The following is a 24,513-nucleotide window of genomic DNA, read 5'->3' as shown; positions in this document are numbered from 1 at the left end:
AAGCCGTATCAGCCGCTCAATCGACCTTCTCGAACTTCAAGTCCCACACCCCGTGCCCCAGCCGCTCACCGCGGCGTTCGAACTTGGTGATCGGGCGCTCTTCGGGGCGCGGCACATAGGTGCCGTCTGCCGCACGGTTGCGATAGCCAGGAGCTGCGCTCATCACTTCCAGCATGTACTCGGCATACGGCTCCCAATCGGTGGCCATGTGGAACACACCACCAGGCTTGAGCTTGCGACGTACCAGCTCGGCGAACTCCAGCTGGACGATGCGGCGCTTGTGGTGACGCGCCTTGTGCCATGGGTCTGGGAAGAACAGCATCAGCCGATCAAGGCTGTTATCCGCCACGCAGCGGTTCAGCACTTCGATAGCATCGCAGTCATACACCCGCAGGTTTTTCAGCCCCTGGGTCAGCACGCCATTGAGCAGCGCGCCAACACCCGGGCGGTGCACTTCCACACCGATGAAGTCCTGCTCAGGTGCAGCAGCGGCCATTTCCAGCAGGGAATGGCCCATACCGAAGCCGATCTCCAAGGTGCGCGGGGCCGAACGGCCGAACACCTGGTCGTAGTCCACCGGGCTGTCAGCCAGTGGCAGGATGTACAGCGGGCCGCCTTGGTCCAGGCCGCGTTGCTGGCCTTCGGTCATGCGCCCGGCACGCATCACGAAGCTCTTGATGCGGCGGTGTGGGCGGGCTTCGCCGTCGGGGGTGATCGGCGTATCGTGCGATTCAGTCATCAGTTGCTCTTACTTGATCAGACCATCCAGCGGCGAGGAGGCGCTGGCATAGAGTTTCTTCGGCATACGACCGGCCAGGTAGGCCATGCGACCCGCGACAATGGCGTGTTTCATGGCCTCGGCCATCAGCACCGGCTGCTGGGCGTGGGCGATGGCCGAGTTCATCAGTACTGCCTCACAGCCCATTTCCATGGCGATGGTGGCGTCGGATGCGGTACCCACGCCAGCATCGACCAGCACCGGCACCTTGGATTCTTCCAGGATGATCTGCAGGTTGTAGGGGTTGCAGATACCCAGGCCGGTGCCAATCAGGCCAGCCAGCGGCATGACCGCGATGCAGCCGACTTCGGCCAGCTGACGGGCGATGATCGGGTCGTCGCTGGTGTAGACCATGACGTCGAAACCTTCCTTGACCAGCACTTCGGCGGCCTTGAGGGTTTCGATCACGTTGGGGAACAGAGTTTTCTGGTCGGCCAGCACTTCCAGCTTCACCAGCGTCCGGGACTCGTGCGATTTGCGCCCATCGAGCAGTTCGCGGGCCAGACGGCAAGTGCGTACCGCTTCCACCGCGTCAAAGCAGCCTGCAGTGTTCGGCAGGATGGTGTACTTGTCGGGCGACAGTACATCGAGCAGGTTCGGCTCGCCCGCGTTCTGGCCAAGGTTGGTGCGGCGCACAGCGACGGTGACGATTTCGGCACCCGAGGCCTCGGTGGCCAGGCGGGTTTCTTCCATGTCACGGTACTTGCCGGTACCGACCAGCAGGCGCGACTGGAAAGTACGCCCGGCCAGGGTGAAGGGCTTGTCGCTACGAACGTTGCTCATCGTTGTTCCTCGGGAAAAGGTTGCAGGGCTTGCTTGTGAACCGCCGGGCTGCTGTCAGCCGCCACCGATGGCGTGGACCACTTCGACCTGGTCGCCGTCATTCAGCAGCGTGCTGTCGTGCTGGCTACGCGGCACGATATCCAGGTTCAGTTCCACTGCAACACGGCGCCCGGTCAGTTCCAGGCGCGCCAGCAGGGCTGCAACGCTTTCGCCGGCAGGCAGTTCGTAAGGTTCACCGTTCAATTTAATGCGCATGCGCACGGCCACCATTGTTCTTTGGGGCCAGCATTCTAGCGCCGAACCGCCCTGCAACCCAAGGGCGGTGCGCGCCATTAGTCGTGATTGTGGACCACTCGGTCAGCCCAGCCGCCAGGCTGCCAGGCCCAGGCACAGCCAGCCGACAAGGAAGCACAAGCCACCCATCGGGGTGATGATGCCAAGCTTGCCAAGGCCACTGAGGGTCAGCAGGTACAGGCTGCCGGAGAACAGCACGATGCCCAACGCAAACAGGCCGCCAGCCCACCCGACCAGGCGCCCGGGCAGGTGCGCCGAGAGCACCGCAACGCCGAAGATCGCCAAGGCATGGACCAGCTGGTAAGTCACGCCGGTATGGAAGATTGCCAGGTAGTCAGCCGTCAGCCGGTTTTTCAGGCCATGAGCGGCGAAGGCGCCCAGGGCGACACCGGTAAAGCCAAAAAAGGCGGCAAGCATCAGGAAGCTGCGAAGCATGGGACGACTCCTTGTATCGGGTCTGTATAATGGCCCCTTCCACCCTTAGGGCCAAGCCATCGACATGCTGTCAACGCTTATCCGTCGCCTCTCCCGCGCCCTGCTCTGGTTCGTTGCCGGCAGCATCGTGCTGGTGCTGGTGTTCCGCTGGGTACCACCGCCCGGCACGGCGCTGATGGTCGAGCGCAAGGTACAGTCTTGGGTGAATGGTGAACCGATCGACCTGCAGCGCGACTGGGAGCCTTGGGAGAACATCTCCGATGAGCTCAAGGTTGCAGTCATTGCTGGCGAGGACCAGAAGTTCGCCAACCACTGGGGCTTCGACCTCCCGGCCATTCAGGCGGCGCTGGCCCACAACGAACGCGGTGGCAACATTCGCGGCGCCAGCACCCTGACCCAACAAGTGGCCAAGAACCTGTTTCTGTGGTCAGGCCGCAGCTGGTTTCGCAAGGGGCTGGAGGCCTGGTTCACCGCACTGATTGAGCTGTTCTGGTCGAAGGAGCGGATTCTCGAGGTCTATTTGAACAGCGCCGAGTGGGGCAAGGGCGTGTTTGGTGCCCAGGCGGCGGCGCGTTATCACTTTGGTGTCGACGCCAGCCGGCTCAGCCGCCAGCAGGCGGCGCAGCTGGCTGCGGTGCTGCCTAGCCCAATCAAATGGAGTGCCAGCCGGCCGAGTGCCTACGTGGCCAGCCGGGCCGGCTGGATTCGCCGGCAGATGAGCCAGTTGGGCGGGCCCAGCTACCTGATGCAGCTGGACTCATCCAGAAAGCTTTGAATGCAGGCCCGGCCCTTTCGCGGGTAAACCCGCTCCTACGGGCAACCGCATCCCCNNNNGGGTTTACCCGCGAAGAGGCCGGCGAAGCCAGCACAAACAAAAAAAGCCGCTCACCCCATAGGGCCAGCGGCTTTTCTTTACAACCCAGACTCGATCAGGCAGAAATCAGTGCCTTGACCTTGTTCATCGCATTCTTTTCCAGCTGGCGAATACGTTCAGCCGATACGCTGTACTTGTCTGCCAGTTCATGCAGGGTGGCCTTCTCTTCCGCCAGCCAACGCTGATAGAGAATGTCGCGGCTACGCTCGTCCAGACCTTGCAGCGCTTCGTGCAGGTTGCTGGTGGAGTTGTCACTCCAGTCGGCATCCTCCAACTGCACCGCTGGATCGTAACGGTGGTCTTCCAGGTAATGCGCAGGCGACTGGAAGGCGCTGTCGTCGTCAGCTTCCGCTGCCGGATCGAAGGCCATGTCCTGGCCGCTGAGGCGGCTTTCCATCTCGCGCACTTCGCGCGGCTCGACGCCAAGGCTTTCCGCCACGCGATGCACTTCGTCGTTGTTCAGCCACGCCAGGCGCTTCTTCTGGCTACGCAGGTTGAAGAACAGCTTGCGCTGAGCCTTGGTGGTAGCCACTTTGACGATGCGCCAGTTGCGCAGAATGAACTCGTGGATCTCTGCCTTGATCCAGTGCACAGCGAACGACACCAGGCGCACGCCCATTTCAGGGTTGAAGCGCTTGACGGCTTTCATCAGGCCGACATTGCCTTCCTGGATCAGGTCAGCCTGGGCCAACCCGTAGCCGGCATAACTACGGGCGATATGTACGACGAAACGCAGGTGGGCCATCACCATCTGACGAGCGGCCTCGACATCCTGCTCATAATAGAGACGCTCGCCCAGATCACGCTCCTGCTCGACCGTCAGCAGCGGGATGCTGTTGACCGTGTGCACATAGGCTTCCAGGTTTGCACCGGGTACCAGGGCATAGGCAGGTTGCAACGATGTGGTCATTCAAGAACCTCCGACTTACAAAACTCGCACCTTGTGGGCGCTGCCAACATTGACCTGGAACGACGGTACAAGTTCCGCAGTGAAGAAAATGTCAATGCTGGCACGTAAAAACTATCGCGGCGCCAGCTCGTTCAAGTGGCGGGCGACTGCAATCCATGCACCGATATACCCCAACAACACTGCTCCGATCAAGAGCGACAGACCATCGGAAGCCGGAACGCCGCCCAGGGCGAAGTCACTGCCATACAGCCCGGAAAGCCCTACCACCGCCTCGTTCAGCCAGTTCAGGCCAAACGCCAGGATGCCCCACGCCAGCAGGCCTGCGCCCAGGCCATACAGGGCGCCCATGTACAGGAACGGCCGGCGCACGTAGGCGTCGGTGCCGCCGACCAGCTTGATCACTTCGATCTCGATACGACGGTTTTCAATGTGTAGACGAATTGTGTTACCGATTACTAACAGCAGGGCAGAAATCAGCATTACGGCCAGGCCGAAGACGAAGCGGTCACCCAGCTTGAGGATGGCTGCCAGGCGCTCGACCCAGACCAGGTCCAGTTGCGCCACGTCCACCCGCGGCAGCTCCGCCAGGCGCTGACGCAAGGCGTCCAGGGCCGGCTTGTCGACCTCGGTCGGGGTTACCACCACCACACCCGGCAATGGGTTGTCTGGCAGTTCGCGCAAGGCCTCGCCCAGGCCGGACTGCTGCTGGAACTCCTCCAGGGCCTGCTCGCGGCTTACATACTGGGCGTCCGCCACGCCAGGCATGCCCTTGATCTCGTCGCGCAGCGCTTCGCCATCGCGGCTGCCGGCATCAAGCTTGAGGTACAGCGAAATCTGCGCAGCGCGCTGCCAAGAACCGCCAAGCTGCTCGACGTTCTTCAGCAACAAGGACAGGCCCATCGGCATGCTCAGCGCCACTGCCATGACCAGGCAAGTGAAGAAGCTGCCGATCGGCTGCTTGCCCAGGCGGCGCAGGCTGTCGGCCAAGCTGGCACGGTGGCTTTCCAGCCAGGCATGCAGCAGGGTGCGGAAGTCCGGGCCATCATCGTCTTCACCGCGCTTTTTCTTCGCAGGTTGCGGATCGGCCGGTTTCGGTGCGACCCGCTCGGAAACCTTCGGCGTGCGTGTAGTGTTCATTGCCCGGCCTCCCCATCGCCGATCAAGCGGCCGCGTTGCAAGGTCAGCATGCGGTGGCGCATGCGCGCGATCAGTGCCAGGTCGTGGCTGGCGATCAATACCGTCGTGCCCAGGCGGTTGATGTCCTCAAACACGCCCATGATCTCTGCAGCCAGGCGCGGGTCGAGGTTACCGGTGGGTTCGTCGGCCAGCAGCAGAGCCGGCTGGTGAACAATGGCGCGGGCGATACCCACCCGCTGTTGCTGCCCGGTGGAAAGGTCGGCCGGAAACAGCTCGCCCTTGTCGGACAGCGACACGCGCTCCAGCGCCGAGTCCACGCGCTTGGCGATCTCGACCTTGGACAGGCCGAGAATCTGCAGCGGCAAGGCAATGTTGTTGAACACGGTGCGGTCGAACAACAACTGGTGGTTCTGGAACACCACGCCGATTTGCCGGCGCAGGAACGGGATTTGCGCATTGCTGATCTGGCCAAGGTCCTGCCCGGCCAGCATCAGCTTGCCGCTGGTCGGGCGCTCCATGGCCAGCAACAGGCGCAGCAGGGTGCTCTTGCCTGCGCCGGAGTGGCCGGTGACGAACAGGAATTCGCCCCGGCGCGCCCGGAAACTCAGCTCATGCAACCCCACATGACCGTTGGGATAGCGCTTGGCAACCTGCTCGAATCGGATCATGGTCAATCTCGCTCGGCGAACAGAGCCTTGACGAACGGCTCGGCTTCGAAGGTACGCAGGTCGTCGATGCCTTCACCGACGCCGATGAAACGGATCGGGATGTTGAACTGCTTGGCCAGGGCGAAGATCACCCCGCCCTTGGCAGTGCCGTCCAGCTTGGTCAGGGCCAGGCCGGTCAGCTCGACGCTCTGGTTGAAGTACTTGGCCTGACTGATGGCGTTCTGGCCGGTGCCGGCGTCAAGCACCAGCAGCACCTCGTGCGGCGCCTCAACGTCGAGCTTGCCGATGACCCGGCGGACCTTCTTCAGCTCTTCCATCAGGTTGTCTTTGGTGTGCAGGCGGCCGGCAGTGTCGGCGATCAGCACGTCGACGCCACGGGCCTTGGCGGCCTGCACGGCATCGAAGATGACCGAAGCAGAGTCGGCACCCGTGTGCTGGGCGATCACCGGAATCTGGTTACGCTCGCCCCACACCTGCAACTGCTCGACCGCGGCGGCGCGGAAGGTATCACCGGCAGCCAGCATGACCTTCTTGCCTTCCAGTTGCAGCTTTTTCGCCAGTTTGCCAATGGTGGTGGTCTTGCCGGCGCCGTTCACGCCAACCACAAGGATCACATAGGGTTTGTTCTGGGCCTGTACCTTCAGCGGCTGCTCGACCGGGCGCAGCAGCGCAGCCAGTTCTTCCTGCAACGATTTGTACAGGGCATCGGCATCGGCCAACTGCTTGCGCGCGACCTTCTGGGTCAGGTTCTGGACAATGGCCGAGGTAGCCTCCACACCCACGTCGGCAGTCAGCAGGCGCGTCTCGATTTCATCGAGCAGGTCGTCGTCGATGACCTTCTTGCCGAGGAACAGGCTGGCCATGCCCTCGCCGATGCTGGCACTGGTCTTGGACAGGCCTTGCTTTAGGCGCGCGAAGAAGCCGGGCTTGGCCTGTTCGACGGGTGCAGCAACAGGCGCCGCCGGGGCGGGTACCGCGCGTTCCGGGATTGCGGGCGGTGCCTTCGGCTCCAGGTCCGGCACCAGGGCCACGGGCTCTTCGGCAACCGGCAGCACCAGGTTGCTGACCGGCGCTGCGGTCTCGACAGGGGCAGACTCGACAGGGGCCGCCTGCAAGGGCATGGACGCAACCGGCTCTGGCTCAGGCGCCTGCAATGGCTGGGACGCCACCGGTTCAGGGACGGGGGCCTCGACTACCGGGGGCCGGGCCGGTGCGGCGTCCGGCTGCGGCTCAGCCAGCTGTGGGGCAGCAGGGGCCTGAACGGGTTCGGGGGCCTGTGGCGCTTCGGCGGCAGATCCCTCGACCGGAGCGGCTGCAGACTGCTCGACAGCGGGGGGTTCATGCGCGGGCACGCCCGCTCCCGCAGGTGGCTGCGGCTTCTTGCGAAACCAGCTGAACAGGCCTTTCTTCTCACCAGCCTCGGCCGGCGCTTTTTTGTCGTCGTTGGAACCAAACATGGAAGACGGCTATCTCAGGGTAGCGATAGGCCAGCTATGGCCAATCGGGAATTCTCTCTACGCAGAACAGACTATCTTGAAGCCGGCTGGTTCATGCGCAATGTTTTGACTTAGTGTCCTGTGGGCCAGAACGGCGACAGGCATGGTCGCCAGGCAACCGGATCAGTATCCTAGCACCTCCTGGCCCGCCGACGCTAAACCCAGCGGGCCGCCGAACAGGTTAAACACCGTATGAACGCTCTAGCCCGCCGCGCCGCTGGCCTGTTGCTCGGCACGCTCTGCCTGCCGCTCGCGGCCTTTGCCGCCGATGTGCAACCCACCCACGAATTCATCCTCGACAATGGCCTGAAGGTCGTGGTCCGCGAAGACCATCGCGCCCCGGTGGTGGTCTCGCAGATCTGGTACAAGGTCGGCTCCAGCTACGAGACCCCGGGCCAGACCGGCTTGTCCCATGCGCTGGAACACATGATGTTCAAGGGCAGCGCCAAGGTCGGCCCCGGCGAGGCCTCGCGCATTCTGCGTGACCTCGGCGCCGATGAAAACGCCTTTACCAGCGACGACTACACCGCCTATTACCAAGTGCTGGCCCGCGACCGCCTGCCGGTAGCCCTGGAACTGGAGGCGGACCGCCTGGCCAGCCTGCGCCTGCCTGCCGACGAGTTCAGCCGCGAAATCGAGGTCATCAAGGAAGAACGCCGCCTGCGCACCGACGACCAGCCCAATGCCAAGGCATTCGAGCTGTTCCGCGCCATGGCCTACCCGGCCAGCGGCTACCACACGCCGACCATTGGCTGGATGGCCGACCTGGAGCGCATGAAAGTTGAGGAACTGCGCCACTGGTACGAGTCCTGGTACGCCCCCAACAACGCCACCCTGGTGGTGGTCGGTGATGTCACCGCCGCCGAGGTCAAGGGCCTGGCGCAGAAGTATTTCGGCAATATTCCCAAACGCGCCGTACCGCCAGCCAAGCTGCCACTGGAACTGGCCGAACCTGGTTGGCGCCAGTTGACCCTGCACGTACGAACCCAGCTGCCAAGCCTGATCTACGGCTTCAACGTGCCCGGCCTGCCCACCGCCAAGGACCCTCGGACGGTACATGCCCTGCGCCTGATCTCGGCACTGCTCGACGGCGGCTACAGCGCCCGCATGCCGGCCCGCCTGGAGCGTGGCCAGGAACTGGTGGCCGGCGCGTCGTCCAGCTACAACGCCTTCACCCGCGGCGACAGCCTGTTCCTGATCTCGGCGACGCCGAATGTGCAGAAGCAGAAAACCCTCGCCGACGTCGAGAAAGGCATCTGGCAGCTGCTTGAAGAACTCAAGAGCACGCCGCCCAGCGCCGAAGAGCTGGAACGCGTACGCGCTCAGGTCATCGCCGGCCTGGTCTACGACCGCGACTCCATCAGCAGCCAGGCCACCACCATCGGCCAGCTGGAAACCGTCGGCCTGTCCTGGAAGCTGATCGACAGCGAACTGGACGAGCTCAAGCGCGTCAACCCGCAGGACATCCAGAACGCCGCGCGCACCTACTTCACCCGCGAACGCCTGAGCGTTGCCCATGTACTGCCCGAGGAGTCCGCCCATGAGTGATCGCCGCGCACCACGCCCAACCCTGCTGGCCACGGGCATTCGTGCCCTGGCGCTGGCGGCAGTGCTGGCCGCTCCGGCCATGGCCGATAACGCTGCCAAGGCCGACAGCAGCGCAGCCCGCCCGGCCAACACCTTGCAGTCGCTGGCCGAACTGAATGGCAAGGCACCCAGCCGGCGTCAGCTGAACATCCAGCACTGGAACACCGCCGAAGGTGCCCGGGTGCTGTTCGTCGAGGCCCGCGAACTGCCCATGTTCGACCTGCGCGTCACCTTCGCTGCCGGCAGCAGCCAGGACGGCGGCACGCCAGGCCTGGCCGCTCTGACCAACGCCATGCTCAACGAGGGCGTGGCCGGCAAGGACGTCAGCGCCATCGCCGAGGGCTTCGAAGGCCTGGGCGCAGACTTTGGCAACGGTTCCTACCGCGACATGGCCGTCGCATCGCTGCGCAGTCTCAGTGCCAAGGACAAGCGCGAACCGGCCCTCAAACTGTTTACAGAGGTGGCGGGCAAGCCAACATTCCCCGAGGATGCCCTCAAGCGCATCAAGAACCAGATGCTGGCTGGCTTCGAATATGAGAAACAAAACCCCGGCAAGATCGCCGGCAAGGCCCTTTTCGGCAAGCTCTATGGCGACCACCCCTACGCCCACCCAAGCGACGGCACCGCAGAGAGCATCACGGGCATAAGCCTTGCCCAGCTGCGCGCGTTCCACGCCAAGGCCTATACCGGCGGCAATGCGGTAATCGCCCTCGTCGGCGACCTCAGCCGTGCAGAGGCCGAAGCCATCGCCGCCCAGGTGTCTGCCGGCCTGCCCAAGGGCCCTGCGCTGGCCGCACCGGCCCAACCCACAGACGCCAAGGCCGGCCTGACCCACATCGACTTCCCGTCCAAGCAGACCCACCTGATGCTGGCCGAACTGGGGATCGACCGCCAGGACCCGGACTGGCCAGCCCTGTCGCTGGGCAACCAGATCCTTGGGGGTGGCGCCTTCGGTACCCGGCTGATGAGCGAGGTGCGAGAGAAGCGTGGCCTGACCTACGGCGTTTACTCGGTATTCAGCCCGATGCAGGTACGCGGTCCGTTCATGATCAACCTGCAAACCCGTGCCGAGCTCAGCGAAGGTACGCTCAAGCTGGTGCAAGGCATTCTCGCCGACTACCTGAAGACGGGCCCTACCCAACAGGAACTGGACGATGCCAAGCGCGAGCTGGCCGGCAGCTTCCCGCTGTCCAATGCCAGTAATGCCAGCATCGTCGGCCAACTGGGCGCGATCGGCTTCTACAACTTGCCGCTGACCTGGCTAGAGGACTTCATGCAACAGTCCCAGGCCCTTACCGTCGAACAGGTCAAGGCAGCCATGAACAAACACCTGTCAGCCGATAAACTGGTGATCGTCACCGTTGGCCCGAAAGTGCCACAAAAACCGCTGCCAGCACCCACTGACAAGCCCTCCGAGCAACCGCTCGGGGTACCGGAGCACTAATGCCAAGATCCACCCCTCCCGCCCGCCCGCAAGCGGGCCAAAGCAAGGGCCAGGGCCACCTGCGCATCATCGCCGGCGAGTGGCGCAGCCGCCGCCTGGCGGTGCCGGAAGGCGAAGGCCTGCGGCCAACGCCTGACCGCGTACGGGAAACCGTATTCAACTGGCTGGCACCCTACATCGAGGGCGCCCGCGTGCTGGACGCCTTCACCGGCAGCGGTGCCTTGGTGCTCGAAGCCCTGTCCCGTGGGGCCGAGGATGCCGTGGCGCTGGACAGCAACCCTGCGGCCATCGCCAACCTGAAGAACAACCTCGAAATCCTGCGCTGTCCTCGCGGGCAAATTCTGCAAACCGACGCCCTGCGCTACCTGCAAGGCCCGGCCAAGCAGCAGTTCGATGTCGTGTTTCTCGACCCGCCGTTCCACCAGGACTTACTGGCCAACACCTGCAACATGCTGGAGCAGCATCAGTGGTTGAGCGAGCAGGCATGGGTCTACACAGAAAGCGAAGCGGCACCCTCGACCTTGCAGCTGCCAGGCAACTGGCGCCTGCACCGCGAGAAGAAGACCGGCCAGGTGCACTACGCGCTCTGGCAGCGGGGCTGATTACCCGCGGGTTGTGTGTACTTAGTTACCGCACCCCATCTGCGCCATGGTTGAAGCTGCTCCTTCATTTCCTGAAGGAGCAGTTCAACCATGGCCGAACACCCCTCCCCGCCGCTAATGGCAGGCTCGAAAGGTTCTTTTACCCTCGCCAACGGCCTGCACGTCTGCCTGCGTGAAGACCACCGTGCGCCACTGGTCAGCGTGCAGCTGTGGTACCACGTAGGCTCCAGCTACGAACCTGAAGGCCACACCGGCCTGTCCCATGCCTTGGAGCATCTACTGTTCGAGGGCAGCAGCAAGCTGGCGCCTGGCCAGTACTCAACCCTCATGACCCGCTTGGGCGGCGACCCGAATGCATTCACCTATGCGGATGCCACGGTATTTCCGCTCACCTTGCCAACCCGCCACCTGGAAATTGCCCTGGAGGCCATGGCTGATGTCATGGCCAGTGCCACCCTCGGCGATACGCCCTTTGCTCGGGAACTGGCAGTGGTCATGGCTGAGCGGCGCGAGGCAGTGGACAACAATCCTTGGGCATTGGCACTGGAGCATCACGACTTGCTGGCTTACGGCAATAGTGGCCATGGCACGCCTGTCATTGGCCACCTGTCAGATCTGGAGAGCCTCACTCCAGCCGCAGCGCGTACCTGGTACCAGACCTGGTATCACCCCAACAATGCCACCCTCGCCGTGGCCGGCGACATCAGCCTGCTACAACTGCAAACCTTGGTGACGCGCCACTTTGCGGCGATCCCCGCCCATCGCTTGCCGATGCAGCCCTTACCCACGGGGCCCTCCTCCCACGGCCGGCGTTTTCAGACGCTGCGCCTGCCAGGCTTGCACAACGGCGCGATCATAAGCTTCAAACTACCCAGCCAGCGTACCGCGCAGTCTGCCAGGCAGGCCTACGCACTGCGTCTACTTCCCGATCTGCTTGCCAACGGCTACAGCAGCATCCTCCAGCGCAGGCTGCTGCTGGACGAACCCATCCTGCAATACATGAAAGCGACCTATGAACCCTGGCAGCGCGGTGACAGCCTGCTGACCCTTTACGCGTTCTGCAGCCCACACGTAACCCCTGAGACCGCGGCCGAGCGGCTGATGCAGGAGATCGAAGCGTTTCGCCAGTCAGCGCCAGCCAAGGAACACCTGCAACGTGCCAAGGCTCGTCTGCTGGCCAGGCTGATTTTCGAACGGGACGACATTGCCGAACAGGCCCAAACCATGGGTAAACAGGCCGCCTGTGGCTTGCCGGTTATTTCGCTCGAGGAAGAACAACAGGCCATCGAGACCGTGACAGCCGAGCAGGTAGGCCTGGCTGCCTATGAATTCCTCACCGATTCCCGTGCAGCCTTCACGTTCACGCACCACAAGGAAAGCGCTCATGACTGACTCAACGACCCCGCAACAGCCTGCCGGAGCCAACAACCTTTACGGCGGGCTGCTCTCTGCCCAGGGACTTGACCTGAACCAGTTCGAAACCATCCATACACCGGTTCAAGCGTGGAAGACGACTACGGGCACGGACGTCAAATTCGTTGAAGCACGGGAACTGCCAATCGTTGACGTGATACTACGGTTCAAGGCCGGCACTACGCAGGACACTCTGTACCCTGGCCTGGCAGCCTTGACGCTCTCCATGCTCGATGAGGGTAGCCAGGCCTACACGGCTGCCCAGCAGGCTGAGCACCTGGAGCGCCTGGGCGCGGTCATGGAAAAACAAGTACGTCTGGAACATGCGACGCTGCGCCTGCGCAGCCTTAGCCCTCCTTCTTTGCTCGACCCGGCCTTGGCGCTGCTTACCGACCTCGTGGCCCACCCTGTCTTCCACCCAATGGCCCTGACCAAGATCAAGCGCCAGTTGCTGCAAAACCATGCATCGCGCGAGCGGCTACCCATTTTCAGAGCACGTAGCGAAGTCTTCCGACACCTGTTCAACGGGCATCCTTACGGCAACCCTCTGGGCAGCACCGCTCAAGGTATCGAGGCCATTACCCCTGAGGACTTGCGGTCATTCCACCAACGCGCCTACTGCGCCAGCAACCTTGAGATGGTCGTGGTAGGCGACCTTTCCCTTGCACAAGCCCAAGCCATCTCACAGCAGATCAGCCAGGCCCTGCCGCAAGGCTGGTCGGCCACCGAACTGCCGGCAGCCCCATCGGCCCCCAGCGCGACGATAGTCGTCGAACAGGCCGGTGCCAGCAGTGCGGTCCTGCTGGCACTGCCCATGAACGTACCCGCCAACGATCCGGAGTTTCTGGCCCTGACCTTGGCAAGCGCTGTTCTGGGAGAGGGCCTCGAGTCGCGCTTGATGGTGGAGTTGCGCCAACGACGCGGCCTGACCTACGGCGTGCACACGCATGTATTGCCATTGAGTGCAGGCGGCCTGTTCACCGTGGAATGGGAGGTTGCGCCCCAGCATGTGCAGGGCTCGCAGGCACTGGTAGAAACCCTGCTGCAGGCGTTCATCGACCAAGGGCCCACCCAGCTGGAGCTGCAACTGGCACGCAAACAGCTGGAAGGGCAGTTGCTGCGAGGGATCGCGCAGAACAGGCAACTGGCAACACTGCTGACGGAAGTAACCCATCAGCGGCAACCTGCCGATCATCTCGACACGTACAGCGCCCGTATTGCCGAACTTACCCCGGCAGATGTCCGAGCCGTCATGCAGCGCCGGCTGGCCCTGAGCCGCAAGGTACTTGTCAGTGTCGGACCAGGCGTTCAGCAACAGCCGCTGCCAGCCCCCGACCAATAGCGCAGGTACTGTGGCGCTGTTTCGTGGCAAGCTAGCAAGGCACATCATGAGCCACCCAGCATGCCCAGCCACAACGCCACATTCCGTCCGGCCATCGGCCTGTCCAATCCCCACCTGCAGACCCTGTGGGGGCCACTCTGGCGCAAGCTGCCTGAGCTGCAGCGCGACCGCGAGCGACTGTGGCTGGCCGACGGCGACTTCATCGATCTGGACTGGCATGGCCCGCACCAACCCCATGCGCCACTGGTACTGGTGCTGCATGGGCTGACCGGCTCGTCTCACTCGCCTTACGTGAAAGGCTTGCAGCAAGCGCTGCAAGGTCGCGGCTGGGCCAGTGTGGCAGTGAACTGGCGAGGTTGTTCAGGCGAGCCCAACCTGTTGCCGCGCAGTTACCATTCCGGCGCCAGCGAAGACCTGGCGGAAATTGTCAGCCATCTTCGCGCCCAGCGCCCGCTGGCGCCGCTGTATGCAGTGGGTTATTCGCTGGGTGGCAATGTATTGTTGAAATACTTGGGTGAGAGCGGCGTCGCCAGCCAACTGGAGGCAGCGGCTGCAGTTTCGGTGCCGTTTCGCCTGGACCACTGCGCCGACCGTATCGGCCAAGGGTTCTCCAAGGTGTATCAGGCGCATTTCATGCGCGAGATGCTGGCGTATGTTCAGCTCAAGCAGCGGCACTTCCACGACCAAGGCCAGCATGAACAGCTGGCGACACTGGAGCGCCTGGGCCAACTCACCAACTTGCGCACATTCTGGGACTTCGACGGTAAAGTCACTGCACCGCTCAATGGCTTTCGCGATGCGCACGACTACTATCGTCGCTCATCCAGCCACTTCTTCCTCGGCCAGAACCGCACGCCCACGCTGATCATCCATTCCAGCGATGACCCCTTCGTGTCCAGCCACAGCCTGCCGACGACCCGTGAACTGTCACCACAAACCCGCTTCGAACTGCATGACCGCGGTGGGCATGTGGGCTTTGTCGATGGCAGCCTGCGAAATCCGGGGTACTACCTGGAACGACGGATTCCGCAGTGGCTGGTGGACGGTAGCTAGCGCTCGAATGCGTAAAGGCTGCGCGTCCCCTGTGGGAGCGGGCATGCCCACGTACACCGGCATTGCCGGTGCCAACCACCGCGGGGGCCCGCTCCTACAGGGGCTCAACCCGGTCTGCTTACTCGCCGGTGGCCACAGCATGCTGCGGGTTGTTGATCCACTCGCTCCACGACCCCGCATACAGCTTGCCCAGCGGGTACCCCGCCAGGGCCATTGCAAACAGGTTATGGCAAGCGGTTACCCCAGACCCGCAATAAGACACCAACTGCTCCGGCGCTCGTCCACCCAGCTTTTCGGCAAAACGCTGCTTTAGCTGATCCGCCGGCAAAAAACGCCCGTCAGCCCCCAGGTTGTCGGTAAACGCCGCGCACTGGGCCCCGGGAATATGCCCTGCCACCGGGTCGATAGGCTCCACTTCACCGCGAAAACGCGGCAAGGCACGCGCATCGATCAAGGTCAGGTCTGCACTACCAAGGCGCTTGCCCAGATGGTCGGCATCGATCAGCAGCTTCGCGTCAGGTTCCCCACTGAAAGTGCCCTCACGTTTGGGCGGCGGGTCCAGGCTCAACGGCAGGTGTGCCGCGTGCCAGGCCTTCAGGCCACCGTCCAGAATCGCCACACCGCTGCGCTTGCCCAGCCAGACCAGCAGCCACCAGGCGCGGGCGGCAAAGGCGCCGGGGCCGTCGTCATACAGCACCACCTCGCTGTCATTGTCCAGGCCCCACTCTCGCAGGCGCTCGACCAGCCGCTGGGCATCGGGCAGCGGGTGGCGCCCGGTGCGCCCCTTGCTCACCGGCCCGCTGAGATCCCGGTCCAGGTCGGCAAAATGCGCCCCCTCAATATGCCCCTGGGCATAGCTGCGCTGGCCATAGTCCACATCCTCGAGGGCAAAGCGGCAGTCGAGGATCACCAACTTGGGCGAGCCCAGACGCTCGGCCAACTGCTGCGGGGTGATCAATTGCGCAAGGGGCATGACAATCTCCTGATCGATGGCACAAGAGCCCTGGGCTAGTGCTCCAGGGCCTGGTTGAACGGTACATGGAATTCCTGACACAGCGCGTCCACGGCAGGACGGGCATTGTCGGTGACGAAACCGAGCTCCAGCACCAACACCTGATAGACGCCGCGCTTGAAGGCTTCTTCACCCAAGTGCGCGGAATGTTCACGTGTGGTGCTGAGAAAACGTACCCATGATGTCAGCACGATCCAGGCATTGATGGTCAGCGATTCGATCTGCGCCGGCACCATGGCCAGGATCCCTGCCTCGACGAAGCCGCGGTAGATCGCCTGGCCCTGGCGCAGGCAGCGTTCGGAAAAACGCCGGTAACGGGCGGCCAGTTCGGCATCGCTGTCCAGCAGATGTTCCAGGTCACGGTGCAAGAAGCGGTAGTTCCACATCGCCGCCAGCAAGGCCTTGAGGTAGAAGCGCTTGTCTTCCACGGTTGCCGCGCGGCCCTGCGGCGGGCGCAGAAAGCTGTCCACCAGCGCTTCGTACTGGCTGAACAACAGGGCAATGATCGCCTGCTTGTTGGGGAAGTGGTAATACAGGTTGCCGGGCGAGATTTCCATGTGCGCGGCAATGTGGTTGGTACTGACGCTGCGTTCGCCCTGCTGGTTGAACAGCTCCAGGCTGTTCTGCACGATGCGCTCTCGGGTCTTCATGCGCGGGGCCATGCTCAGCTCCCAGTCTGCGGGCTTTCATCAAAGGTTTATCTTACGGCGTATTACAGATGGAATGCACCGTTGAGCGGCATGGAAAAATTCGCACCATGGTACAAATTAGAGTATAGGCTCTAGGCAACCCCGGCCCGGACTCGACACCACCATGAACTCGCCCAGTGCCTTGCCCCCTCTGCAATTCGACCTCGACCTCGCAACGACGTTCGCGGCCCAGCGCCAGGCCTTTGCCGGTAACCCGCTGCCACCAGCGGCGCAGCGGCGCCAGTGGCTGAAAAGCCTGCGTGAAGCCTTGCTGAGCAGCCAGGCAGGACTGATCGAAGCCATCAGCCAGGATTTTGCCGGGCGCAGCGCCGATGAGACCTTGCTGGCCGAACTGCTACCGTCGGTGCAGGGCCTGCGTCACGCCGAAAAGCACTTGCAAAGCTGGATGCGCACCCGCCGACGCCGCGTCGGCCTGGCGTTCCAGCCGGCCAGCGCACAGGTGCGCTATCAACCCTTGGGCGTGGTCGGCATCATGGTGCCGTGGAACTACCCGCTGTTCCTCGCCATCGGCCCGTTGACCTGCGCCCTGGCCGCCGGCAACCGGGTCATGCTCAAGCTTAGCGAGGCCACGCCCGCGACTGGCCTGGCCCTACAGCAACTGCTCGAGCGTGTGTTCCCCACAGACCTGGTCAGCGTTGTGCTCGGTGAGGTCGAGGTGGGCCAGGCCTTCGCCCGCCTGCCGTTCGATCACCTGCTGTTCACCGGTGCCACCAGCGTGGGCCGCCAGGTGATGCAGGCTGCCGCACACAACCTGACCCCGGTCACCCTGGAGCTGGGTGGCAAATCCCCCGCTATTGTTTCTGACGATGTGCCGCTGGACAGCGCCGCCGAACGCATCGCCTTCGGCAAGACCCTCAACGCCGGCCAAACCTGCGTCGCCCCCGACTACGTACTGGTGCCGCGCGAACGGCTGCCCGCCTTCAGCGACGCCTACCAGCGCGCCGTGCACCGACTGTACCCGCGTATTGCCGACAACCCCGACTACACCGCCATCATCAACCCGCGCCAGTTGCAGCGCTTGCAGCACCTGCTGGACGATGCCCGCGCCAAAGGCGCGCAAGTACTCGACTTGTACCCAGGCGAAGCCCCTCAGGGGCGGCGCCTGCCACCACACTTGCTGCTGGATGTGAACGACAGCATGCAGGTGATGCAGGACGAAATCTTCGGCCCGCTATTGCCGTTAGTGCCTTATGACGGCCTCGACCAGGCCTTGGCCTACATCAACCAGCGCCCACGCCCACTGGCGCTGTACTTCTTTGGCTATGACCGCCACACCCAGGAGCATGTGCTGCGTCACACCCACTCCGGCGGTGTGTGCCTGAACGACACCTTGCTGCATGTTGCCCAGGACGATCTACCCTTCGGCGGCATCGGCCCTTCAGGCATGGGCCACTACCATGGTCATGACGGCTTCCTCACCTTCAGCAAGGCCAAGGCAGTACTTGCCAAACAACGCTTCAACGCCGCACGGCTGATCTACCCGCCTTATGGCAAAGCCTTGCAGCGCTTGGTCTACAAACTGTTCATCCGCTGAGGATCGCACCATGCACCGCCGCGACCTGCTGCGTTTCAGCCTCGGCGCCAGTGCTTTTCTGGCGGGTGCCAGCCTGGTGGGGTGCAGCGTGCAAACCGCCGCGACCGGCTATCAGGTACTCCGTGACGACGACCTGCCCCTGCTGCGTGCGCTGATCCCGGTGGTCCTGGCCGGTACACAGGCCACCGATGCGCCGGTGTTGCGCAGCCTCGACAACAAGCTGGCGGCGTTGTCGCCGGAAATGCTCAAGCTCACCCGGCAATTATTCGACGTGCTCAGCCTGCCGCTGACTCGCGGCCCGCTGACCGGCGTCTGGGGCAGTTGGGGCCAAGCTTGCGCCACGCAGGTCACGGCGTTCCTGCAGCGTTGGCAGGACAGCTCGCTGAACCTGCTACGCATGGGGCACGCCTCGTTGCTGCAACTGCTGCAAATGGCCTGGTACGAACGCCCTGAATCCTGGGCAGACTGCGGTTACCCGGGCCCACCGAAAATCTGAAAACAACAAGAGCATCGCCAATGCCTGTCCCCGACCCGTTTCGCCAAGGCCTCGAACGCGGCTGGATCACCCACGACGCCTCGCGCCTGGAGCACGACCTGTTTCTGGAGGCCGACATTGCCGTGATCGGCAGTGGTGCCGGCGGCGCCACCAGCGCGCAGATGCTCAGCGCTGCCGGTTTCAAGGTACTGCTGATCGAAGAAGGCCCCCTGAAAACCAGTAGCGATTTCCACCTGCTGGAGAGTGAAGCCTACGCAAGCCTGTACCAGGAAGGCCTGGGACGCATGAGCAAGGATGGCGCCATTACCATCCTGCAGGGCCGCGCCGTGGGTGGCACCACGCTGGTGAACTGGACCTCAAGCTTTCGTACCCCGCCGCAAACCCTGGCGCACTGGGCGTCGGTCCATGGTGTGAACGGTTTGGGCGAGGATGAACTGCGCCCCTGGTTCGAGCGCATGGAGCAGGAACTGGGCATCAGCCCTTGGGCCTTGCCGCCGAATGCCAACAACGAGGTGCTGCGCCGGGGCTGCGAACAGCTGGGTTACCGCTGGGGGGTGATCCCGCGCAATGTGCGCGGCTGCTGGAACCTGGGCTACTGCGGCATGGGCTGCCCGGTGAATGCCAAACAATCGATGCTGGTGACCCGTATACCTGCCACCCTCGAGCAAGGCGGCGAACTGCTGTACCTGGCGCGGGCCGAGCGCTTCACCCACAACGGCGAACGCATTCAGAGCCTGACATGCCAGGCCCTGGACGCCCAGGGCATACACCCTACTGGCCGGCAGGTCAGCGTGCGGGCACGTCATTACCTCCTGGCCGGTGGCGGTATCAACAGCCCGGCCCTGCTGCTGCGCTCTGCCGCGCCCGACCCGCATGGTCGCCTGGGCAAGCGAACCTTCCTGCACCTGGTCAACTTCAGTGCGGCACGCTTCAGCGAGCGTATCGACCCCTACCATGGCGCCCCGCAATCGATCTACAGCGATCACTTTCAGTGGCAAGGCGGCGTAGACGGCCCGGCTGGCTACAAGCTGGAAGTACCGCCGCTGCATCCGGCCCTGGCCAGCACCCTGCTGGGCGGGCACGGCCACGAGAGTGCCCAGCGCATGGCCGAGCTGCCCCATACCCATGTGATGCTGGCGCTGCTACGCGATGGTTTTCACCCCGAAAGCCAGGGCGGGGCCGTGGAACTGCGCGGCGATGGTTCACCCGTGCTCGATTACCCGGTCACCGACTACCTGCGGGATGGCTTGCGGCGCGCCTACCGCAGCATGGCGCACATACAGTTCGCCGCTGGCGCCACCCAGGTAACCCCAGTGCACAGCGACGCCAGCGCCGCCTCTCGCCTGGAACAGGCCCTGACCATGATCGACAAACTGCGCCTGGAGCCCTTCCGCACGCGCTTGGGCAGTGCCCATGTGATGGGCGGCTGCGCCCTCGGCGAAGATCCGCGTCAGGCGGTGTGCGACAGCCTGGGGCGCCATCACCAGCTGGAAAACCTGTCGATTCACGACGGCTCGCTGTTCCCCACCAGCATCGGCGCCAACCCGCAATTATCGGTGTATGCCATCAGCGCCAGGCTCAGCGAAGCACTGGTCAGCCGCCTGGCACACAGCGCATGACAACGAACATGGCCCCTGTCTATAGTGCCATCAGTCGGCCGCATGACTTGGCCGGGGCGCCGTCGCTGCGCTACCATCCGACTCCCCAACGCACTCCAGCCAGGATGACGCGATGAACCGAGTGTTGTACCCGGGTACTTTCGACCCCATTACCAAAGGCCATGGCGATCTGGTCGAGCGCGCTTCGCGGCTATTCGACCACGTGATCATCGCGGTGGCGGCCAGCCCCAAGAAAAACCCCTTGTTCCCCCTGGAACAACGGGTTGAGCTCGCCCGTGAGGTCACCAAGCACCTGCCCAATGTCGAAGTCATCGGCTTCTCTTCCCTGTTGGCGCATTTCGCCAAGGAACAGGGCGCCAACGTCTTCCTGCGTGGCCTGCGTGCGGTGTCCGACTTCGAGTACGAGTTCCAGCTGGCGAACATGAACCGGCAACTGGCCCCCGATGTCGAGAGCCTGTTCCTGACGCCGTCGGAGCGTTATTCGTTCATTTCCTCGACCCTGGTCCGGGAGATTGCTGCGCTGGGCGGTGATATCAGCAAGTTCGTCCACCCGGTGGTGGCCGACGCACTGACTGAACGCTTCAAGAAGTAAGCCTGACGCCTGATTGTCGCGCCCGCGTGCACTGCGGGCGCGAATGCGGCACAATTGTGCCCATTGCGTTGAACATGCCCGGGCTGTGAGCCCCGGCCGGAGTCCCCATGTCCCTGATCATCACCGACGATTGCATCAATTGCGACGTCTGCGAACCCGAGTGCCCGAACGAGGCTATCTCCCAAGGCGAAGAGATCTACGTGATCGACCCTAACCTGTGCACCCAGTGCGTAGGCCATTACGACGAGCCGCAGTGCCAGCAGGTCTGCCCGGTCGACTGCATCCCGCTGGATGAAGCGCACCCGGAAACCGAAGAACAGCTGATGGCCAAGTATCGCCGGATCACTGGCAAGGGCTGATCACTGCCCTTCGCTGCACGGTCCCTGTGGGAGCGGGCATGCCGCGAACACCGGCGTAGCCGGTGCCATTCATCGCGTCGCCTGCTTCGCAGGCTTGCCCGCCCCCACAGTTACCGCGCCAACGTTCAGGTTTTGCTTCAACAGGTTTGCAGCGAACGTTTCAGCGTTGGCAGCGCGGGCAGTACACGCTCGCCCTCTGCCCCAGCTTCACTTCGCGCAACTCAGTGCCGCATACCTTGCACGGCTGTCCGCCACGCCCGTACACAAACAGTTCCTGCTGGAAGTACCCCGGCTGCCCGTCGCCACCGATAAAGTCGCGCAGGGTGGTACCGCCCTGCTCGATGGCCGCCGCCAGCACCCGTTTGATCTCGATCGCCAGTTTCAGGTAGCGCGCCCGGGAAATCCCGCCCGCCTCCCGGCGTGGGTCGATACCGGCGGCAAACAGCGCCTCGGTGGCGTAGATGTTGCCCACCCCTACCACCACCGCGTTGTCCATGATGAACGGCTTGACCGCCATCGACCGCCCGCGGGACAGCTGGAACAGCCGTTCACCATCGAACAGGTCGGTCAGCGGCTCAGGCCCCAAGCGCAGCAGTAGCTCATGGTTCAGAGGGTCCAGGCTCCACAGCATGGCACCAAAGCGGCGTGGGTCGGTGTAGCGCAGCATCAGCCCGGACTCCAGCTCGATGTCGACATGCTCATGCTTGGCCGCCGGCAAGCCCAGCTCGACCAGCCGCAGGTTGCCCGACATGCCCAAGTGGCTGATCAGCGTACCCACTTCGGCATTGATCAACAGGTACTTGGCACGTCGCTCCACGCTGACGATGCGCTGCCCTGACAGGCGCACATCGAGGTCTTCCGGAATCGGCCAGCGCAGACGCCGGTCGCGTACCACCACACGGCTGACGCGCTGGCCTTCCAGGTGTGGCGCAATACCGCGCCGGGTGGTTTCTACTTCTGGCAATTCCGGCATGTGTCAGTGTCCGCCCAACTCGCGAATGTTCTGCTTGAGGTTTTCGAAATCGTATTCCGACAAACCAATGTAATCGAGCACCAACGGGCCGACCACATTCCATTCGTGGTCCACCGCCTGGTTGCCCAGCACACGGTAGGACGCGCAGATATGCTCGGCCATCTTCAGCACCGCCAACAGGTTTTTCAGCTGGCTCTGGGTATTGCGCGAGGTATCGTCGCGGAACACGGCCAAGGCATTGTGGTGGTTGGCGATGGCCGCACTGAGGTGCTCGGGCAAGCGCCAGGATTTGGCTGTGAAGTAGCCGACCACTGAATGGTTGGTGTTGAACGTGCGGTTTTCGGTATCGACCACGCGTGTTTCTTCGTCGGCCTTGGCGTATGCCTCTTCCAGCACGTCCATGTAATTGGGGAAGCGCTTGAGCATCAACGGCACGCCACAGTCATGGAAGAGGCCAAGGGTATAGGCTTCGTCCGCCGCCTGTATGCCGGTACGCTTGGCCAGCGTCAGGCAGGTCATCGCGACGTCCTGGGCGGTATCCCAGAAGCGGTTGAGGGTAACGATGGTCTCGTCACTCATCTCGCCCTTGATCGACTGGGCGTTGATCAGGTTGATGATCGACCGGCTCCCCAGCAGGTTTACCGCACGCTGGATCGAACCGATCTTGTTGGACAACCCGAAGTGCGGAGAGTTGACCAGCTTGAGCAAGGCGCCAGAGAGGCCCGGGTCCTGGGAAATCAGCTTGGCGATGGTTTCCAGGTCTGGGTCAGGCATGTACTGCTCGAACTGCAGATCGACCATGATCTGCGGTTGAGGCGGGATGGTGATGCCTTGCAAGGCTTGCTGGATCTGTTCGGCGCTGAGTTCTTGGGACATACGTACACACTCGTTTAGGACGGGGGATTTTAACCCTCTCAGCGCCCCCGGGCACCACACCTGTAAAAGCTAAAGCACTGCAGACACGCTATAATCCCGCTCTTTTTCCCGGAGCGACGTCATGTCCCTGCCCAGCCTTCGCCTCAAAGCCAATGCCGACCGCCGCCTGCGCGCCGGCCACCTGTGGGTCTACAGCAACGAAGTCGATGTCAGCGCGACCCCTTTGCAAGGCTTCCAGGCGGGTCAGCAGGCCATTCTCGAGGCAGCCAACGGCAAGCCGCTGGGCATCGTCGCACTGAGCCCGAACAACCTGATCTGCGCCCGTCTGCTGTCACGCGACATCAAGCTGCCGCTGGACAAGTCGCTGCTGGTACACCGCCTGAATGTCGCCCTGTCGCTGCGCGAGCGCCTGTTCGACCAGCCGTGCTACCGCCTGGTCTACGGTGACTCCGACCTGCTCCCAGGCCTGGTGGTCGACCGTTTCTTCGATATCCTCGTGGTGCAGTTGGCCTCGGCCACCATGGAAGCGCACAAGGATGACGTGATCGCCGCACTGGTGCAGGTGCTCAAGCCCAGCGGCATCCTGTTCAAGAACGATTCGGCCGCGCGCGATGCCGAAGGCCTGCAGCGCTATGTCGAGACCGTCTACGGCGAAGTGCCGGACTGGGTGCCGCTGGAAGAGAACGGCGTCAAGTTCGAAGCCCCGGTGCGCGAAGGCCAGAAGACGGGCTGGTTCTACGACCACCGCATGAACCGCGCCCGCCTGGCACCGTACGTGAAGGGCAAGCGTGTACTCGACCTGTTCAGCTATATCGGTGGCTGGGGCGTACAGGCCGGTGCCTTCGGCGCCAGCGAAGTGTTCTGTGTCGATGCCTCGGGCTTTGCCCTGGACGGCGTGGAGCGTAACGCTTCACTGAACGGCATCAGCGAGAAGCTGACCTGCATCGAAGGCGACGTGTTCGAAGCCCTGCGCGAGCTCAAGGCGGCCGAAGAACGCTTCGACGTGATCATTGCCGACCCACCTGCCTTCATCAAGCGCAAAAAAGACCTGAAAAACGGCGAAGCGGCCTACCGCCGCCTGAACGAACAGGCCATGCGCATGTTGAACAAAGACGGCATCCTCGTCAGCGCCTCGTGCTCGATGCACCTGCCCGAGGACGACCTGAACAACATCCTGCTGACCAGCGCCCGCCACCTGGACCGCAACATGCAGCTGCTCGAGCGAGGCGGTCAGGGCCCGGATCACCCGGTACACCCGGCCATCGCCGAAACCCGCTACATCAAAAGCATCACCTGCCGGTTACTGCCAAACAGCTGATATCTGCCAAAAAGGGCCACCCAGCGGCCCTTTCCTGCCGCAATCCCCCCGCCAACCATCCACATCTGCATTCCCTCACCGCGCCAGCGGTGTAGAATCGGCCTATTCATCGCCAGTCATCCCCGGCGGGTTTATGAGCTCTGGTCAAGCACGCGGCGATCCCGCGCGGTCTTGGCCCCATCCGTGCCAGTGGCAACCGGCCTGCGGC

The 24,513-nt window shown here is 63.3% G+C and carries 24 protein-coding genes and 1 pseudogene; 13 read left to right on the top strand and 12 right to left on the bottom strand.

Annotated features, from left to right (window positions below; genetic code table 11):
- Positions 1 to 16 precede the first annotated feature (16 nt).
- From trmB to ACTJJN_RS00220, 4 genes are all read right to left on the bottom strand, one after another.
- Positions 17 to 739 carry a tRNA (guanosine(46)-N7)-methyltransferase TrmB gene (gene trmB, locus ACTJJN_RS00235; RefSeq protein ID WP_004575478.1) on the bottom strand — a complete coding sequence of 241 codons (723 nt, stop codon included), beginning with the start codon at positions 737 to 739 and terminating at the stop codon, positions 17 to 19.
- Positions 740 to 748: 9 nt separating this feature from the next.
- Positions 749 to 1,561 (bottom strand): thiazole synthase, encoded by an 813-nt coding sequence (locus ACTJJN_RS00230; RefSeq protein WP_003249091.1) that lies wholly within the window; start codon positions 1,559 to 1,561, stop codon positions 749 to 751.
- Positions 1,562 to 1,615: 54 nt separating this feature from the next.
- Positions 1,616 to 1,816 carry a sulfur carrier protein ThiS gene (gene thiS / locus ACTJJN_RS00225; RefSeq protein WP_003249090.1) on the bottom strand — a complete coding sequence of 67 codons (201 nt, stop codon included), beginning with the start codon at positions 1,814 to 1,816 and terminating at the stop codon, positions 1,616 to 1,618.
- A gap of 102 nt (positions 1,817 to 1,918) precedes the next feature.
- Entirely contained in the window at positions 1,919 to 2,290 is a 372-nt protein-coding gene (locus ACTJJN_RS00220; RefSeq protein ID WP_003249087.1) for a DUF423 domain-containing protein, read from the bottom strand.
- Positions 2,291 to 2,319: 29 nt separating this feature from the next.
- Here ACTJJN_RS00220 and mtgA point away from each other — a divergent pair.
- A pseudogene (gene mtgA / locus ACTJJN_RS00215) lies at positions 2,320 to 3,065 on the top strand (monofunctional biosynthetic peptidoglycan transglycosylase).
- A 154-nt stretch (positions 3,066 to 3,219) separates the two neighbouring features.
- On the opposite strand, the gene rpoH reads toward mtgA, so the two are convergent.
- The 4 genes from rpoH to ftsY all read right to left on the bottom strand — a co-directional run bounded on the left by rpoH (position 3,220) and on the right by ftsY (position 7,336).
- Positions 3,220 to 4,074 carry an RNA polymerase sigma factor RpoH gene (gene rpoH / locus ACTJJN_RS00210; protein ID WP_012053964.1) on the bottom strand — a complete coding sequence of 285 codons (855 nt, stop codon included), beginning with the start codon at positions 4,072 to 4,074 and terminating at the stop codon, positions 3,220 to 3,222.
- Between the two features lie 111 nt (positions 4,075 to 4,185).
- On the bottom strand, positions 4,186 to 5,211 hold the full coding sequence (gene ftsX, locus ACTJJN_RS00205; RefSeq protein WP_003249081.1) for a permease-like cell division protein FtsX: 1,026 nt from the start codon (positions 5,209 to 5,211) through the stop codon (positions 4,186 to 4,188).
- Positions 5,208 to 5,879, bottom strand: a complete 672-nt coding sequence (ftsE, locus tag ACTJJN_RS00200; protein WP_003249079.1) for a cell division ATP-binding protein FtsE — start codon at positions 5,877 to 5,879, stop codon at positions 5,208 to 5,210. The genes ftsX and ftsE overlap by 4 nt, the downstream gene beginning before the upstream one ends.
- Before the next feature lie 2 nt (positions 5,880 to 5,881).
- Entirely contained in the window at positions 5,882 to 7,336 is a 1,455-nt protein-coding gene (gene ftsY, locus ACTJJN_RS00195) for a signal recognition particle-docking protein FtsY (RefSeq protein ID WP_088512580.1), read from the bottom strand.
- A 231-nt stretch (positions 7,337 to 7,567) separates the two neighbouring features.
- Here ftsY and ACTJJN_RS00190 point away from each other — a divergent pair, with 231 nt between their 5' ends.
- From ACTJJN_RS00190 to ACTJJN_RS00165, 6 genes are all read left to right on the top strand, one after another.
- On the top strand, positions 7,568 to 8,923 hold the full coding sequence (locus ACTJJN_RS00190; RefSeq protein ID WP_012053966.1) for a M16 family metallopeptidase: 1,356 nt from the start codon (positions 7,568 to 7,570) through the stop codon (positions 8,921 to 8,923).
- Positions 8,916 to 10,406 carry a M16 family metallopeptidase gene (locus ACTJJN_RS00185; RefSeq protein ID WP_012053967.1) on the top strand — a complete coding sequence of 497 codons (1,491 nt, stop codon included), beginning with the start codon at positions 8,916 to 8,918 and terminating at the stop codon, positions 10,404 to 10,406. The genes ACTJJN_RS00190 and ACTJJN_RS00185 overlap by 8 nt, the downstream gene beginning before the upstream one ends.
- Positions 10,406 to 11,008, top strand: coding sequence for a 16S rRNA (guanine(966)-N(2))-methyltransferase RsmD (gene rsmD, locus ACTJJN_RS00180; protein WP_003249075.1), 603 nt, complete (start codon positions 10,406 to 10,408; stop codon positions 11,006 to 11,008). Before ACTJJN_RS00185 ends, rsmD begins: the two co-directional genes overlap by 1 nt.
- Before the next feature lie 90 nt (positions 11,009 to 11,098).
- The gene (locus ACTJJN_RS00175; protein ID WP_041167264.1) at positions 11,099 to 12,400 is read left to right on the top strand and encodes a M16 family metallopeptidase; all 1,302 of its coding nucleotides are present in this window, start codon (positions 11,099 to 11,101) and stop codon (positions 12,398 to 12,400) included.
- A complete protein-coding gene (locus ACTJJN_RS00170; RefSeq protein WP_014754742.1) occupies positions 12,393 to 13,763 on the top strand; it encodes a M16 family metallopeptidase in 1,371 nt (456 codons plus the stop codon). The genes ACTJJN_RS00175 and ACTJJN_RS00170 overlap by 8 nt, the downstream gene beginning before the upstream one ends.
- Positions 13,764 to 13,823: 60 nt before the next feature.
- Positions 13,824 to 14,816, top strand: coding sequence for a hydrolase (locus tag ACTJJN_RS00165; protein ID WP_014754743.1), 993 nt, complete (start codon positions 13,824 to 13,826; stop codon positions 14,814 to 14,816).
- A 118-nt stretch (positions 14,817 to 14,934) separates the two neighbouring features.
- On the opposite strand, the gene ACTJJN_RS00160 is transcribed toward ACTJJN_RS00165, so the two are convergent.
- Together ACTJJN_RS00160 and ACTJJN_RS00155 are read right to left on the bottom strand one after the other, a co-directional pair.
- Positions 14,935 to 15,789, bottom strand: coding sequence for a sulfurtransferase (locus ACTJJN_RS00160; RefSeq protein WP_012053971.1), 855 nt, complete (start codon positions 15,787 to 15,789; stop codon positions 14,935 to 14,937).
- A gap of 35 nt (positions 15,790 to 15,824) precedes the next feature.
- The gene (locus ACTJJN_RS00155) at positions 15,825 to 16,490 is read right to left on the bottom strand and encodes a TetR/AcrR family transcriptional regulator (protein WP_003249070.1); all 666 of its coding nucleotides are present in this window, start codon (positions 16,488 to 16,490) and stop codon (positions 15,825 to 15,827) included.
- Between the two features lie 151 nt (positions 16,491 to 16,641).
- Here ACTJJN_RS00155 and ACTJJN_RS00150 point away from each other — a divergent pair, with 151 nt between their 5' ends.
- The 5 genes from ACTJJN_RS00150 to ACTJJN_RS00130 all read left to right on the top strand — a co-directional run bounded on the left by ACTJJN_RS00150 (position 16,642) and on the right by ACTJJN_RS00130 (position 21,138).
- Positions 16,642 to 18,072 carry a coniferyl aldehyde dehydrogenase gene (locus tag ACTJJN_RS00150; RefSeq protein WP_014754745.1) on the top strand — a complete coding sequence of 477 codons (1,431 nt, stop codon included), beginning with the start codon at positions 16,642 to 16,644 and terminating at the stop codon, positions 18,070 to 18,072.
- A 10-nt stretch (positions 18,073 to 18,082) separates the two neighbouring features.
- Positions 18,083 to 18,568 carry a hypothetical protein gene (locus tag ACTJJN_RS00145; protein ID WP_012053973.1) on the top strand — a complete coding sequence of 162 codons (486 nt, stop codon included), beginning with the start codon at positions 18,083 to 18,085 and terminating at the stop codon, positions 18,566 to 18,568.
- A gap of 20 nt (positions 18,569 to 18,588) precedes the next feature.
- A complete protein-coding gene (locus tag ACTJJN_RS00140) occupies positions 18,589 to 20,187 on the top strand; it encodes a GMC family oxidoreductase (protein WP_012053974.1) in 1,599 nt (532 codons plus the stop codon).
- A 112-nt stretch (positions 20,188 to 20,299) separates the two neighbouring features.
- On the top strand, positions 20,300 to 20,779 hold the full coding sequence (gene coaD, locus ACTJJN_RS00135) for a pantetheine-phosphate adenylyltransferase (RefSeq protein ID WP_003249065.1): 480 nt from the start codon (positions 20,300 to 20,302) through the stop codon (positions 20,777 to 20,779).
- Positions 20,780 to 20,886: 107 nt separating this feature from the next.
- Positions 20,887 to 21,138, top strand: coding sequence for a YfhL family 4Fe-4S dicluster ferredoxin (locus ACTJJN_RS00130; protein WP_003249063.1), 252 nt, complete (start codon positions 20,887 to 20,889; stop codon positions 21,136 to 21,138).
- A 160-nt stretch (positions 21,139 to 21,298) separates the two neighbouring features.
- On the opposite strand, the gene mutM is transcribed toward ACTJJN_RS00130, so the two are convergent.
- Together mutM and ACTJJN_RS00120 are read right to left on the bottom strand one after the other, a co-directional pair.
- Positions 21,299 to 22,111 (bottom strand): bifunctional DNA-formamidopyrimidine glycosylase/DNA-(apurinic or apyrimidinic site) lyase, encoded by an 813-nt coding sequence (gene mutM / locus ACTJJN_RS00125; RefSeq protein ID WP_010955661.1) that lies wholly within the window; start codon positions 22,109 to 22,111, stop codon positions 21,299 to 21,301.
- 3 nt (positions 22,112 to 22,114) lie between these two features.
- Positions 22,115 to 22,933 carry an HDOD domain-containing protein gene (locus ACTJJN_RS00120; protein WP_173881454.1) on the bottom strand — a complete coding sequence of 273 codons (819 nt, stop codon included), beginning with the start codon at positions 22,931 to 22,933 and terminating at the stop codon, positions 22,115 to 22,117.
- A 175-nt stretch (positions 22,934 to 23,108) separates the two neighbouring features.
- On the opposite strand from ACTJJN_RS00120, the gene ACTJJN_RS00115 reads away from it, so the two are divergent.
- Positions 23,109 to 24,305: a class I SAM-dependent rRNA methyltransferase gene (locus ACTJJN_RS00115; protein ID WP_221099935.1), complete on the top strand. Its 1,197-nt coding sequence runs from the start codon at positions 23,109 to 23,111 to the stop codon at positions 24,303 to 24,305.
- The last annotated feature ends 208 nt before the right edge of the window (positions 24,306 to 24,513 follow it).

The organism is Pseudomonas sp. 22515, from assembly GCF_052044625.1.
Taxonomy (GTDB): domain Bacteria; phylum Pseudomonadota; class Gammaproteobacteria; order Pseudomonadales; family Pseudomonadaceae; genus Aquipseudomonas; species Aquipseudomonas alloputida.
The sequence above is the reverse complement of the archived record's forward strand: the minus strand, read 5'-3'. Positions and strand labels throughout refer to the sequence as shown.